Origin of the sequence: Zobellella endophytica (genome assembly GCF_003012775.1) — a bacterium.
In the GTDB taxonomy this organism is placed as follows: Bacteria; Pseudomonadota; Gammaproteobacteria; order Enterobacterales; family Aeromonadaceae; genus Oceanimonas; species Oceanimonas endophytica.
Map to the genome: position 1 here is coordinate 130,320 of NZ_PXYG01000006.1, position 12,638 is coordinate 142,957.

Below are 12,638 nucleotides of genomic sequence, written 5' to 3' on the forward strand. Positions count from 1 at the left end.
CCCATTCCCCAAGGAGGTCAGAGGGCGTCACTCCACCGACCGTGACATGCCAGGAATGGCATGTCCGCGCCCCCATGGACGGGTTTATGGCGTGTCGGTGGAGTGGTCACTTTGGCCGACGTGTACTCAATGAAAGGCGCCACCTGCAACTGCCGCCCCAGGCCAACAACAGAAGGAAAGGGTAATGAAGATGAGAACCGAACGGGACTCCATGGGCGACATCCAGGTGCCCGCCGATGCCCTCTACGGCGCCCAGACCCAGCGCGCCATCAATAACTTCCCCATCTCCGGCCAGCCCATGCCCAGGGCCTTTGTCCGGGCCCTGGCCAAGATCAAGGCGGCCTGCGCCCATGCCAACGGCCAGTTGAATCGGCTGGAGCAGGACAAGGCCGACGCCATCATCAAGGCCGCCGAAGAGATCCTCGCCGGCCGCCATACGCACGCCTTTCCCATCGACGTCTATCAGACCGGCTCCGGCACCAGCACCAACATGAACGTCAACGAGGTGCTGGCCCATCTGGCCAGCGCCAGCCTGGGCCGGGACGTGGCCGCCAATGACGACGTCAACATGGGGCAGAGCTCCAACGACGTCATCCCCTCCGCCATCCATGTCAGCGCCGCCCTCGGTCTCAGCCGTGAACTGCTGCCCGCCCTGCTCCGGCTGGAGCAGGCCATCCTCACCAAGGCCGAGCAGTTGCAGGATCAGGTGAAGACCGGCCGCACCCACCTGATGGACGCCATGCCCCTGCGCTTCGACCAGGAGCTGGGCGGCTGGGCCACCCAGGTACGCCACGGCCGGGAACGGCTGGAAGGGCTGCAGAGCCGGTTGCAGCAACTGGCCCTGGGCGGCACCGCCATCGGCACCGGTATCAACGCCGATCCACGCCAGGCCGAGCTGGCCTGCGACTACCTCAACCGCCATACCGGCCTCGACTTCTGCCCGGCGGACGACTACTTCTACAGCCTGAGCAGCCAGGACACGGCGGTGGAGCTGTCGGGCCAGCTCAAGACCCTGGCGGTGGCGCTGATGAAGATCGCCAACGACCTGCGTTGGATGAACTCGGGCCCGCTCACCGGCCTGGCCGAAATCCAGCTGCCGGCGCTGCAGCCCGGCTCCTCCATCATGCCCGGCAAGGTCAACCCGGTGATCCCCGAGGCGGTGGCCATGGTCGCCGCCCAGGTGATCGGGCTGGACACCGCCATCACGGTGGCGGGTCAGTCGGGCAACTTCCAGCTCAACGTCATGCTGCCGCTGGTGGCCAACAACCTGCTCACCATGATCCGGCTGCTGGCCAACAGCGCGCCCCTGCTGGCCGACACCATCGCCGGCTTTACCGTCAACCAGGACCATATCGACCAGAGCCTGGCCAGAAACCCCATACTGGTGACCGCCCTCAACCCGGTGATCGGCTACGCCAAGGCCGCCGAGATTGCGAAAAAGGCCTACGCCGAAGGCAGGCCCATACTGGAGGTGGCGCTGGAGCACAGCGGTCTGTCGGAAGCGGAGCTGCGCCAACTGCTGGACCCGGCGGCGCTGACCAGGGGCAACCGGCAGGACTAAAGGATCCAAACGGCCAGGGCCCGGCGAACACCGGGCCCTGGCGGGGTCATCTTGCGGAGAAGGCCTCTACCGGGCCTCGCTCTTGCCGTCGTAGCGCCGCTGCCACTCGGACAGGATGGCTTCGCGCTGGCCCGCCGCCCAGGCGAAGTCGTTGTCAATCATCACCGCCGCCGGTTGCTCCGGGAAGTACTGTACCGGCTGGGCCACGCCCGGCAGGCCCACCACCGCGAAGCTCTGGTTGTACAGCTCGTTGGCGTCCCGGCTGATAGCGAAGTCGAGCAGCTTGCGGGCCGCCGCGTCCTTGCCGGTGCCCTTGACGATGGCGGCCGCCTCCATCTCCCAGCCCACTCCTTCGGTGGGGAACACCAGCTCCAGGGGCGCGCCCTGCTGCTTGAGCCTGGCGCCCCGGTAAGCCATGGAGATACCGATGGCCGCCTCGCCCGAAGCCGCCTGCACACAGGGCTTGGAGCCGGAGTGGCTGTAGTTGACGATGTTCTGGTGCAGCGCATCCATGTAGGCCCAGCCTTTTTCTTCGCCGAACTGCTGCAGCCAGGCCGACACGTCGAGGAAGCCGGTGCCGCTGGAGGCCGGGTTGGGCATCACGATGTGGCCCCGGTATTCGGGCCTGGTCAGATCCTGCCAGCTGGTGGGCTTGCTCAGGCCGTGCTTTTCGGCTTCGACGGTGTTGTAGCAGATCACCCCCAGCCAGGCATCCATGCCAACCCAGCGCGGGGTCTCGCGCGGATCGCGAAATTCCGGTGACAACTGGTCCAGACCGGCCGGGGCATAGGGCGCCAGCATGTCGTGCTGGTCCATCAGCATCAGGCTGGTGGCCGCCAGGCCCCAGATCACGTCGGCCTGGGGGTTTTCCTTTTCCGCCAGCAGGCGGGCGGTGATGATACCGGTGGAATCACGCACCCAGCGGATGGCGATGTCCGGATTTTCCCGCTCGAAGGCGGCCTGATAGGCCTTCAGTTGATCCAGCTCGAGCGCGGTGTACACGGTCAGCTCGGTCCTGGCCTGGGCGCCGGCGGCGGCGGCGGCCAGAGTCAGCAGCACGGCCAGGGGGGTCTTGTTCAGCATGGTCTTAGCTCCATTTGGTATATACCAGAAAAATCCCAACCTAGAGGGAGAAGATGACGGCCGGGTGACAACAAGATGAAAATACGTCCCGGCGCTGCGGATGGCGGCACCGGGAGACGGCTCCGGACCGGAATGCGCTTCCGGTCCGGGCCAAGGTCAGGGACACTCGCCCCGCGCCAGCCGGGCGTTGATGTCGTCGATCACCGCCGGCAGCTCGGCGATGGTGTCGATCACATAATGGGCGCCGATGGCGGCGAGCCGGCCATGGGCCCGCTCACGCAGCAGGCGCCGTTGCTCCGGGCTTTGCGCCTGCCAGTCCGCCAGCGACAGGCCCACCTCGTTGCCCGACACCGCCAGCGCCACCGTCCACATGCCAGCGTTCAGGCCTTCCTCTATGCCCACGCCGGTGTCGTCTACCTTGACGCAGGCCTGCACGGCGCTCGCTTCCAGGGCACAGGCCGCCTGCAGGCTCATCTCCGGCCAGGGCCGGCCGCGGCGCACGTCGCTGGCGGTGATCACCACCTCGGGGGCATAGCCCTGCTCGGCGGCGCGCTGCACCAGCTCGGTGATCATGTCGCGGCTGTAACCGGTGTTGGCACCCAGCCGAATGCCACGGCCGGTCAGCTCGCGGGCCACCTCGGCCATGCCCGGGATCAGCTCGGCGCTGTCACGAATGGATTCGATCTGGATCTGCACAAAGTCCTGGTACAGGCGGTCGATGTCGGCCTCGCTGGCGGCGGCGCCGTGAACCTGGGTCCAGGCATCGGCGATGCGGGTCATGGCCAGCATCTGGCGAATGTGCTCCCGCTTTTCGCTGCCCATGGGGGCGCGGCACTCGGCCAGGGTCACCTCAATGCCCTCGCCGGCAAACAGCCGCTGAAAGGCGCGGATCGGGGCCATGGAGCCGAAATCCACGGTAGTGCCGGCCCAGTCCATGATCACCGCCTGCACTGAGCCGGTGTAACGACGTTCGAAACGATAGTTCATTGTGTAGTCCTCGATTACCAGTAAATGACGTTCTCGATGGCCGCCAGCAGGCCGGCCACATCCGCTTGGTACACTTCGCCTATGGTGCCGATGCGGAAACAGTCCACCGCCGACACCTTGCCCGGGTAAATCACGTAACCCTGCTCCTTGAGCCCGATATAGAAACGCTTGAAGTCGTAGTCCGGGCTGGTGGGCGCCGCGAACACGGTGATGATGGGAGACTGCCAGTCCCGTGCCACCAGGGGCTCACAGCCCAGCCGCGCCATGCCGTCCACCAGCGCGCGCTGATTGCTTTGGTAACGGTGATGGCGGGCGGCCACGCCCCCTTCCAGCTCCAGCTCGGTCAGCGCCTGGGCAAAGGCGCGCACCACGTGAGTCGGCGAGGTAAAGCGCCACTTGCCGCCCTGTTGCTCCATGCACTGCCACTGGTCGAACAGATCCAGGCTGACCGAGCGGGCCCGCCCCTCGCACTGCCGCATGGACGCTTCCCGCGCAATGATGAAGCAGAAGCCGGGCACGCCCTGAATGCATTTATTGGCGCTGGAGATCAGAAAGTCGATGGCCAGATCGCCCACGTCCATGGGCACACCGCCGAAGGAACTCATGGCGTCCACGATCAGGGTCTTGCCCGCCGCCTTGGCTGCCTGGCACAGCTCGGCCAGGGGGTTGAGAATGCCGGTGGTGGTTTCACAGTGCACAAAGGCGACATGACTGATGGCGGGATCCGCCGCCAGCGCCCGGGTCAGCAGCTCGGCGGACAGCGGCTCGGTATCGGCCACGTCCACGGTCGCCAGACTCAGGCCCAGACAGCGGGCGATGTCGCCCATGCGGCGACCATAGGCGCCGTTGCTCAACACCAGCAGCTTGCCCTCGGCGGGAATCGCCGAGCCCAGCACCGATTCCACTCCGGCGGTGCCGCTGCCCTGCATCAGCACACTGGTATAGCCCGGCCGGGCGGTGGCCAGCCGGACCAGCTGGCGGCGAATGGGCTGCACCACGCCCTGGTTGTAGTCGTCGTCCCAGGTGCACCAGTCTTTCATCATGACTTCCCGCACCGTGGCAGAAGTAGAGAGGGGACCCGGGGTCAGCAGCAGGTAAGGATTGTTCACGTTTACTCCTGGTATATACCAAACTTGGCAACACGATAGTCGTCCCCTGGCAACGGAGCAAGATGCCTCCCCGCACTGCAACAAAAAATTCATCTGCCTCAGCCCTGTGCATCGCCTCAAGCAAGAGTGATAATGAGGTCAGATTTCAACGCTTTGAGAGCGGCCACCCCAGCAGCAAGCCCAACGGCTGGTGTAGGCCATAATGGAAGACCATGACCAAACCTCACTACCAGCAGATCAGCGACAGCATCGAGGCCCAGATCCGCAGCGGCGCCCTGCTCGCTAACACCAAGCTGCCCTCCGAGCGCCAGCTGAGTGACGCCTTTGCCACCACCCGCGTGACCCTGCGCGAGGCCCTGTCCCGGCTCGAAGGCAAGGGCCTGATCTACCGCGCCAACCGCCGTGGCTGGTACATCACCCCAGGCCGCATCAACTACAACCCGACCCAGCGCCTGCCGTTCAACGAAGTGGTATCCAGCCAGGGCCGCCAGCCCGACACTCAAGTGCTGGCCCGTCAGTTGGCCCCGGCCGAGCCGGCGGTACACAAGGCGCTGGGACTGGCGCCTTTGATTCCCTTGCACCGAGTGCGCCGGCTGCGCACCATAGACGGCCACGCCGTACTGCTGGAAGAGAACCACCTGAACCCGACCCGCTTTCCCGGGCTGGAACGGCACGATCTGAGCCGCTCCCTGACCCGGCTGTTCGAGCAGGAATACGGCGTCGTCATCACCACCATGGAACTCAACATGTACCCGGTGGCGCTGGATGAGGAACGGGCCCAGGCCCTGGGCGTGGCCACCGGGGCCGCCGCCCTCTTCATCAGCCGCCTGTCCCGGGATGCCGCCGGCGAGGTGGTCGAGCTGGACTGGGAATACTGGCGCCACGACGCGCTTAATATTCAGCTGTCGGTCTGAGCCGGAAACATCACTTTTTAAACAAAGTGTCACACCATCGTCATGTTGGCTTTGTAGATTGCCCGAAACTGGTCTAAACCAGATTAGGGAAATCTGATGACATATCTGACAATCGACACTGTGGTAAAAAGCTTCGGCGACTTTCGCGCGCTCAAGGGCGTCAGCCTGACCGTGGAAGAAGGCGAGTTCATTTGTTTTCTGGGCCCCAGCGGTTGCGGCAAGACCACGCTGCTGCGCGCCATCGCCGGCCTGGACCTGCCCACCGACGGCCGCATCGAACAGGCCGGGCGCGACATTACCCTGGCGCCCCCGGAGCAGCGGGACTTTGGCATCGTGTTCCAGTCCTACGCCCTGTTTCCCAACCTCAGCGTTTACCAGAACATCGCCTTTGGCCTGGAAAACATGCGCCTGCCCAAGGCCGAGATCCAGGAACGCGTGCAGTCGCTGCTCGACACCATAGGCCTGCCCGACAGCGGCCACAAATATCCGGGCCAGCTCTCCGGCGGCCAGCAGCAGCGGGTCGCCCTGGCCCGGGCCATCGCCCTGTCACCGGGCCTGCTGCTGCTGGACGAACCCCTGTCGGCGCTGGACGCCCGGGTGCGCATTCAGCTGCGCGCCGAGATCAAGCGGCTGCAGAAGGAGCTCGGCATCACCACCATCATGGTCACCCACGATCAGGAAGAAGCCCTGGCCATGGCCAATCGCATCGTGGTGATGAACCACGGCGAAATCGAACAGATCGGTACCCCCGAGCAGATCTACTACCAGCCCGCCACCCCCTTTGTGGCCCGCTTTATCGGCGCCATGAACTTCTACAGCGCCGTGGCCGACGAGCAGGGCCGGCTGCGCCTGGGCGAGCACGCCCTGCCCCGACAGGTCGCCCCGGGCAGCCGCCATCTGCTGGCCTGGCGTCCCGAGCTGACCCGGCTGGCCGACGCCGGTCAGGGCCCCGCCCTGCGCGGTCGCATTCGTGAGCTGTCTTTTCTCGGAGCCTTTGTGCGGGCCGAAGTGACGGTGGACAGCCACCCCGAGCCGATCCTGGCCGACCTGTCGCCCCGGGACTGCAACATGGAGCAACTGAGGCCCGGTCAGGAAATCAGCCTGGCGCTGCCGCTGGAGCACACCCACCTGTTCTGCGGGGCCAACGCATGACCAGCCTGCCCCTGCCCCGGCCGCTGAGCCGGGACGACAAGCTGCAGCGCGGCCTGCTGGCACTGATCTGCGTGCTGTTCCTGGCAGCCCTGGTGCTGCCCCTCGGCCAGATCCTGATCACCGCCTTTACCGACGGCGAGGGCCGCTTCGCCGGCCTGGACAACATACGCCGCTACCTGGCCACCCCGGCCCTGGGCCAGTCCCTGCAGAACACCCTGACCATGGGCCTGATGGTCACCCTGCTGGTAACCGGCCTGGCCTTTCTCTATGCCTACGGCCTGACCCGCGCCCGGCTGCCGGCCCGCCCCCTGTTCAAGGTGGTGGCCATGGTGCCCATCCTGGCGCCGTCCCTGCTGCCGGCCATCAGCCTGATCTACCTGTTCGGCAACCAGGGTGTGCTGCGTCACTGGCTGGGCGGCGAAAGCATCTATGGCCCCATCGGCATCGTGCTGGGACTGTCATTCTGGGCCTTTCCCCATGCGGTCATGCTGCTCAGCACCGCCATGGGCGCCGCCGACGGCCGCCTGTTCGAGGCCTGCCGGGTGCTGCGTGGCGGCCCGGTGCGGGCGTTTTTCAAGGTCACCCTGCCCGGCATCAAGTACGCCCTGCTCAGCACCCTGATGGTGGTGTTCACCATGGTGATCACCGACTTCGGCGTGCCCAAGGTGATCGGCGGTCAGTATTCCATGCTGGCCACCGACATCTACAAGCAGGTGGTGGGACAGCAGAACTTCACCATGGGCGCCCTGGTCAGCACCCTGCTGCTGCTGCCGGCCCTGTTCGCCTTTGCCGCCGACAGCTGGCTGCAAAAGCGCAATCCGCCGCTGATCGACAGCCGCTCCCAGCCGTTTCGGCCCGAGCCCAACCCCTGGCGCGACGGCTTCTTCCTGCTGTATTGCAGCCTGATCGCCCTGGCCCTGCTGGCGGTGGTCGCCATGGCCGGCTATGCCTCCCTGGTGCAGTTCTGGCCCTACAACCTGAGCCTGACCCTGGACCATTACGGCTTTGACCTGATCGACGGCTGGCAGGCCTATGGCAACTCGCTGCGCATGGCCGGCCTGACCGCCCTGTTCGGCACCCTGCTGATCTTCCTCGCCGCCTACCTGGTGGAAAAGGGTCAGCACCAGAGCGGCCTGCGCAAGCTGCTGCACGGCCTGGCCATGGTGCCGCTGGCGGTGCCGGGACTGGTGCTGGGCCTGGCCTACATCTTTTTCTTCAACCAGCCCGGCAATCCGCTGAATGTCCTCTATGGCGGCATGACCCTGCTGGTGGTGTCGACCATAGTGCACTTCTACACGGTCGGGCACCTGACCGCGATCACCGCCCTCAAGCAACTGCCGTCGGAGATCGAGGCCATCGCCGCCTCGCTGCGTATCAGCCGGTTCAAGGCCATGTGGCGGATCAGCCTGCCCATGTGCCTGCCGGCGGTGCTGGACGTGGCCATCTATCTGTTCGTCAACGCCATGACCACGGTGTCGGCGGTGGTGTTCCTGTACGGTCCCGACACCATGCTGGCCTCGGTCGCCGTGCTCAATCTGGACGACAGCGGCGATATCGCTCCGGCGGCGGCCATGGCCATGTTGATCTTTTTCACCGCCCTCGGCGCCAAGCTGCTGCACCTGGCCGCCGGCCGTGGCCTGCTGCGCCTGACTCAAGGCTGGAGACAAGCATGACCCAATCCCAACGTCCCTTCTGGCTGCAACAGGCCCTGGAACGGGAAGCCCCCGCCCCCGCCCCCCCACTGCAGCGGCATATCGAGGCCGACGTGTGCATCGTCGGCGGCGGCTACACCGGCCTGTGGAGCGCCATTCGCCTCAAGCAGGCCGCGCCGGAACTCAACATAGTGGTGCTGGAGCGGGAGCTGTGCGGCAGCGGCGCCTCCGGGCGCAACGGCGGCTGCCTGCTGACCTGGTCCACCAAGTACCCGTCGCTGCGCCGCCGCTTCGGTGCCCGGGAGGCGGCCCGGCTGGTGCGCGCCTCGGAACAGGCGGTGCTGGAGATCCGCGACTTCTGCGAACGGTTCGGCATCGACGCCGAGCTGCGCATCGATGGCGCCTGCTACACCGCCACCAACGGCGCCCAGAGCGGCACCATGGCCCGGCTGGCGGCGGGGCTGGAGCGGGAGGGCCTGAACAGCTGGTCGGCACTGAGCGAAGCCGAACTGCTGGCACTCACCGGCTCCGACGCCCACCTGGAGGGACACTTTTCGCCGCTCGCCGGCTCGGTGCAGCCGGCGCTGCTGGTGCGCGGCCTGCGCCGGGTGGCGCTCGAGCTCGGCGTGACCCTGTACGAGCACAGCCCCATGACCCGGCTCAGCCGCGGCCGCCCGGCCCGGGTCGACACCGCCGCCGGCAGCGTCACCGCCGACAAGGTGATACTGGCGCTCAACGCCTGGACTCCCGGCCTGTTCAGGGAGTTCGACCGGCACCTGGTGCTGGTGTCGTCGGACATGGCGATCACCAGCCCGGCCCCGGCCAAGCTGAAGCGCCTCGGCCTGAACCACGGCACCGCCGTGGTCGACGGCCGCACCTTCGTGCATTACTACCGCAGCACCCCGGATGGCCGGCTGATGCTGGGCAAGGGCGGCAACCTGTTCGCCTATGGCAACCGGATCGTCGGGGCCTTCGACCGGCCGAGCCGTTATCGCCCCCAACTGGCGGCGGCGCTGCGGCGCTTCTTTCCCGATCTCCGGGCCGACATCGCCGCCACCTGGACCGGGCCCTCGGACCGCTCCGCCACCGGCCTGCCCTTCTTCGGCCGGCTCGACGGCGACGGCGACATCTACTACGGCCTGGGCTATTCCGGCAACGGCGTGGTGCAGAGCCTGCTCGGCGCCAAAATCCTCACCAGCCTGGTGCTGGGCCGGAACGACGACTGGGCCAACTGCGGCCTGGCGCAGGGTCCCCAGGGGCGCTTTCCACCGGAGCCGGTGCGCTGGCTGGGCGCCATGACGGTACGCAATGCCATACAACGTAAGGAAAACGCCGAGGACAGGGGCGACGAGCCCTGGTTCTGGGACAAATGGCTGGCCCGTTTCGCCGACGCCGCCGGTAAGGCGGACAAGGGGGGATAAACGCAAAAAGGGATGCGGTAGCATCCCTTTTTTCGGTTTGATGATAACGTCCATCATGCCATTTTTAGCCGGCTCTTTCCCGGCGGCGCCGCTTTACAGGATGATATCCTGCAGCTTCTTGTCCTTGCGCGACAGGATATGGGTCGAGCGGATACGGCGGATGGTGCGGGACTTGCCGCGGATCACCAGGGTCTCGGTGTGGGCATAGTGACCGTCGCTGCTGATGCCTTCCAGCAGGTCGCCCTTGGTGATGCCGGTAGCCGCGAAGATGACGTTGTCGGTGCGGGCCATCTCTTCCAGCTTCAATATCTTGCCGACCTCGATGCCCATCTGCTTGCAGCGTTCGATCTCCTGCCGGCCCAGTTCCATGCTCTCTTCGTCCGGGCCCTTCACTTCATAGCGCGGCACCAGCCGGGCCTGCATGTCGCCGTCCAGGGCACGCACCACGGCGGCGGAAATCACCCCCTCGGGCGCCCCGCCCACGCCGTAGAGCATGTCCACTTCGCTTTCCGGAATACAGGCCAGGATGGACGCGGCCACGTCGCCGTCGGGAATGGCGAATACTCGCACGCCCAGGGCCTGCATGGTCTTGATCGCCTTGTCGTGACGCGGCTTGGCCAGGGTGATCACGGTAACGCGGGACAGCGGCTTGTTCAGCGCCCTGGCCACCGCCTTGATGTTCTGCTCGATGGACTTGTCCAGATCGATGGCGCCCTTGGCGCCGGCTCCGACGATCAGCTTTTCCATGTACATGTCGGGGGCGCGCAGGAAAGCGCCCTTCTCGCCCACCGCCATCACCGCCAGGGCGTTGGACTGGCCCATGGCGGTCATGCGGGTGCCCTCGATGGGATCCACCGCGATATCCACCTCGTCGCCGCCCAGGCCGACCTTCTCGCCGATGTAGAGCATGGGCGCCTCGTCGATCTCGCCCTCGCCGATCACCACCTCGCCGCTGATCTCGATTTCGTTCAGCACATGACGCATGGCCGCCACGGCGGCGCCGTCGGCGATGTTCTTGTCGCCCCGGCCCAACCACTTGTAGCCCGCCAGGGCGGCCGCTTCGGTCACCCGGGAAAATTCAATGGCCAATTCACGTCTCATGAAGATGTCCTAATAATTCCAGTTATCGCTATTTGCCCAGGATCCGCTGGCGGAAGATGCGGTAGACATCGGGGATCTGCTCCACCCCGGTCACGCACACGTCCAGATCGTGCAACTTGCCGTCCTTGATGCCGTACACCCAGCCGTGCACCGACAGCGGCTGGCCGCGCTTCCAGGCGTTTTGCACTATGGTGGTATGGCACAGGTTGGCCACCTGCTCCACCACGTTCAGCTCGCACATGTAGTCTTCCCGCACCTGCTGATCTTCTATCGCTTCCAGCGCTTCCTGGTGTTTGTAGTAGATGTCCTTGATGTTGCGCAGCCAGTTGTCGATCAGCCCCAGCTCCTTGTTCTGCATGGCGGCCAGCACCCCGCCGCAGCCGTAGTGGCCGCAGACGATGATGTGTTTCACCTTGAGCGCTTCAACGGCGTATTGTACCACCGACAAACAGTTGAAGTCCGTATGCACTACCAGGTTGGCCACGTTGCGATGCACGAACACATCGCCGGGCAGCAGGCCGGTGAGCTGGTTGGCCGGCACCCGGCTGTCGGAGCAGCCGATCCACAGGTATTCGGGCGCCTGCTGCAGGGAGAGTTTCTCGAAGAAGGTGGGGTCTTCGGCCTTGATTTGTTCGGCCCATTCCCGGTTGTTGTCGAACAGATGCTTCAGAATTTTCATGGGGGCTATCCTGCTTTCCAATGGTTGATATGCTTACGGAAAAAAGGCCCCGTCGGGGCCTTTGATCACTGATTCATTATCGCTCAGGCATCCATGGCGGCCTTGAGCTTTTTCAAGGCGGTTTTCTCCAGCTGGCGGATGCGCTCGGCGGAGACTCCGTATTCGTCGGCCAGGCTCTGCAGCGTGGTCTTGTCGTCTTCTTCCAGCCAGCGGGCCTGGATGATGCGCTGGCTGCGCTCGTCGAGGGCGGACAGGGCGGCGCGCAGGCGGCGGTTGGCGGTCTGCTCCCAGTTGGCTTCCTCTACCTGGTGGGCCACGTCCGAGCTTTTGTCTTCCAGGTAGTGCACCGGCGAGAAGCTGGTGTCCTTGTCGTCGTCATCGGAGGCCAGGTCGAAGGCCTGATCCTGGGCGCTCATGCGCGATTCCATCTCCAGCACTTCGGCGGGCGACACCCCCAGATCCTCGGCGACGGTGTTCACTTCCTGCTGGTTGAACCAGCCCAGTCGTTTCTTGGACTTGCGCAGGTTGAAAAACAGCTTGCGCTGGGCCTTGGTGGTGGCCACCTTGACCACCCGCCAGTTGCGCAGCACGTACTCGTGGATTTCGGCCTTGATCCAGTGCACGGCGAAAGACACCAGGCGCACGCCCACGGTGGGATCGAAGCGCTTGACCGCTTTCATCAGGCCGATGTTGCCTTCCTGGATCAGGTCCGCCTGGGGCAGGCCGTAACCCGCATAGCTCTTGGCAATATGCACCACGAAGCGCAGGTGCGACATGATCAAGCTACGGGCGGCACTCAGGTCGCCATCGTTCTGCAGCCGCTCGGCCAGGGACTTCTCTTCTTCCGCGCTCAGCACGGGAATGGTATTGACTGCCTGGATATAGGCCTCCAGGCTGCCCTGGGGAACCAGGGCAAAGTGGCGCTGAAAATCTGTCGTCATCAAACTCGTGTTCATTACATGACTCCGTATCAAACGGC

Annotated in this window: 11 protein-coding genes; 5 read left to right on the forward strand and 6 right to left on the reverse strand. The window is 65.3% G+C overall.

All coding sequences use genetic code 11. From position 1 onward, the window contains the following. Window positions 1-184: 184 nt before the first annotated feature. Window positions 185-1,561, forward strand: coding sequence for a class II fumarate hydratase (locus tag C7H85_RS14005; protein WP_106730317.1), 1,377 nt, complete (start codon window positions 185-187; stop codon window positions 1,559-1,561). A 66-nt stretch (window positions 1,562-1,627) separates the two neighbouring features. On the opposite strand, the gene C7H85_RS14010 is transcribed toward C7H85_RS14005, so the two are convergent. The 3 genes from C7H85_RS14010 to phnW all read right to left on the reverse strand — a co-directional run bounded on the left by C7H85_RS14010 (window position 1,628) and on the right by phnW (window position 4,740). Continuing rightward, complete coding sequence (locus tag C7H85_RS14010) at window positions 1,628-2,644, reverse strand: putative 2-aminoethylphosphonate ABC transporter substrate-binding protein (protein ID WP_106730318.1); 1,017 nt, start codon at window positions 2,642-2,644, stop codon at window positions 1,628-1,630. Between the two features lie 156 nt (window positions 2,645-2,800). Continuing rightward, window positions 2,801-3,631, reverse strand: a complete 831-nt coding sequence (gene phnX / locus C7H85_RS14015) for a phosphonoacetaldehyde hydrolase (protein WP_106730319.1) — start codon at window positions 3,629-3,631, stop codon at window positions 2,801-2,803. Window positions 3,632-3,645: 14 nt separating this feature from the next. Continuing rightward, window positions 3,646-4,740, reverse strand: coding sequence for a 2-aminoethylphosphonate--pyruvate transaminase (phnW, locus tag C7H85_RS14020; RefSeq protein ID WP_106730320.1), 1,095 nt, complete (start codon window positions 4,738-4,740; stop codon window positions 3,646-3,648). Window positions 4,741-4,952: 212 nt separating this feature from the next. Between phnW and C7H85_RS14025 the strand changes: the two genes are divergently transcribed. The 4 genes from C7H85_RS14025 to C7H85_RS14040 all read left to right on the forward strand — a co-directional run bounded on the left by C7H85_RS14025 (window position 4,953) and on the right by C7H85_RS14040 (window position 9,879). Continuing rightward, a complete protein-coding gene (locus tag C7H85_RS14025) occupies window positions 4,953-5,654 on the forward strand; it encodes a UTRA domain-containing protein (protein WP_106730321.1) in 702 nt (233 codons plus the stop codon). Window positions 5,655-5,750: 96 nt separating this feature from the next. Further along, a complete protein-coding gene (locus C7H85_RS14030) occupies window positions 5,751-6,806 on the forward strand; it encodes a putative 2-aminoethylphosphonate ABC transporter ATP-binding protein (protein WP_106730322.1) in 1,056 nt (351 codons plus the stop codon). Further along, on the forward strand, window positions 6,803-8,479 hold the full coding sequence (locus tag C7H85_RS14035) for a putative 2-aminoethylphosphonate ABC transporter permease subunit (RefSeq protein WP_106730323.1): 1,677 nt from the start codon (window positions 6,803-6,805) through the stop codon (window positions 8,477-8,479). Before C7H85_RS14030 ends, C7H85_RS14035 begins: the two co-directional genes overlap by 4 nt. Beyond that, window positions 8,476-9,879, forward strand: a complete 1,404-nt coding sequence (locus C7H85_RS14040; protein WP_106730324.1) for an FAD-dependent oxidoreductase — start codon at window positions 8,476-8,478, stop codon at window positions 9,877-9,879. Before C7H85_RS14035 ends, C7H85_RS14040 begins: the two co-directional genes overlap by 4 nt. 93 nt (window positions 9,880-9,972) lie before the next feature. Here C7H85_RS14040 and glpX read toward each other — a convergent pair whose 3' ends face one another. The 3 genes from glpX to rpoH form a co-directional block, all read right to left on the reverse strand. Continuing rightward, the gene (gene glpX, locus C7H85_RS14045) at window positions 9,973-10,980 is read right to left on the reverse strand and encodes a class II fructose-bisphosphatase (protein ID WP_106730325.1); all 1,008 of its coding nucleotides are present in this window, start codon (window positions 10,978-10,980) and stop codon (window positions 9,973-9,975) included. Window positions 10,981-11,008: 28 nt separating this feature from the next. Further along, entirely contained in the window at window positions 11,009-11,659 is a 651-nt protein-coding gene (gene can / locus C7H85_RS14050; protein WP_106730326.1) for a carbonate dehydratase, read from the reverse strand. 83 nt (window positions 11,660-11,742) lie between these two features. Further along, window positions 11,743-12,600: an RNA polymerase sigma factor RpoH gene (rpoH, locus tag C7H85_RS14055; protein ID WP_106730327.1), complete on the reverse strand. Its 858-nt coding sequence runs from the start codon at window positions 12,598-12,600 to the stop codon at window positions 11,743-11,745. Between the last annotated feature and the right edge of the window lie 38 nt (window positions 12,601-12,638).

What these genes read in the sequence shown, in the direction of transcription:
- C7H85_RS14005 (WP_106730317.1), top strand. Translation starts at nt 185, where the DNA reads ATGAAGATGAGAACCGAACGGGACTCCATGGGCGACATCCAGGTGCCC.
- C7H85_RS14010 (WP_106730318.1), bottom strand. Translation starts at nt 2,644, where the DNA reads ATGCTGAACAAGACCCCCCTGGCCGTGCTGCTGACTCTGGCCGCCGCC.
- phnX (WP_106730319.1), bottom strand. Translation starts at nt 3,631, where the DNA reads ATGAACTATCGTTTCGAACGTCGTTACACCGGCTCAGTGCAGGCGGTG.
- C7H85_RS14025 (WP_106730321.1), top strand. Translation starts at nt 4,953, where the DNA reads ATGACCAAACCTCACTACCAGCAGATCAGCGACAGCATCGAGGCCCAG.
- C7H85_RS14030 (WP_106730322.1), top strand. Translation starts at nt 5,751, where the DNA reads ATGACATATCTGACAATCGACACTGTGGTAAAAAGCTTCGGCGACTTT.
- C7H85_RS14035 (WP_106730323.1), top strand. Translation starts at nt 6,803, where the DNA reads ATGACCAGCCTGCCCCTGCCCCGGCCGCTGAGCCGGGACGACAAGCTG.
- C7H85_RS14040 (WP_106730324.1), top strand. Translation starts at nt 8,476, where the DNA reads ATGACCCAATCCCAACGTCCCTTCTGGCTGCAACAGGCCCTGGAACGG.
- glpX (WP_106730325.1), bottom strand. Translation starts at nt 10,980, where the DNA reads ATGAGACGTGAATTGGCCATTGAATTTTCCCGGGTGACCGAAGCGGCC.
- can (WP_106730326.1), bottom strand. Translation starts at nt 11,659, where the DNA reads ATGAAAATTCTGAAGCATCTGTTCGACAACAACCGGGAATGGGCCGAA.
- rpoH (WP_106730327.1), bottom strand. Translation starts at nt 12,600, where the DNA reads ATGACGACAGATTTTCAGCGCCACTTTGCCCTGGTTCCCCAGGGCAGC.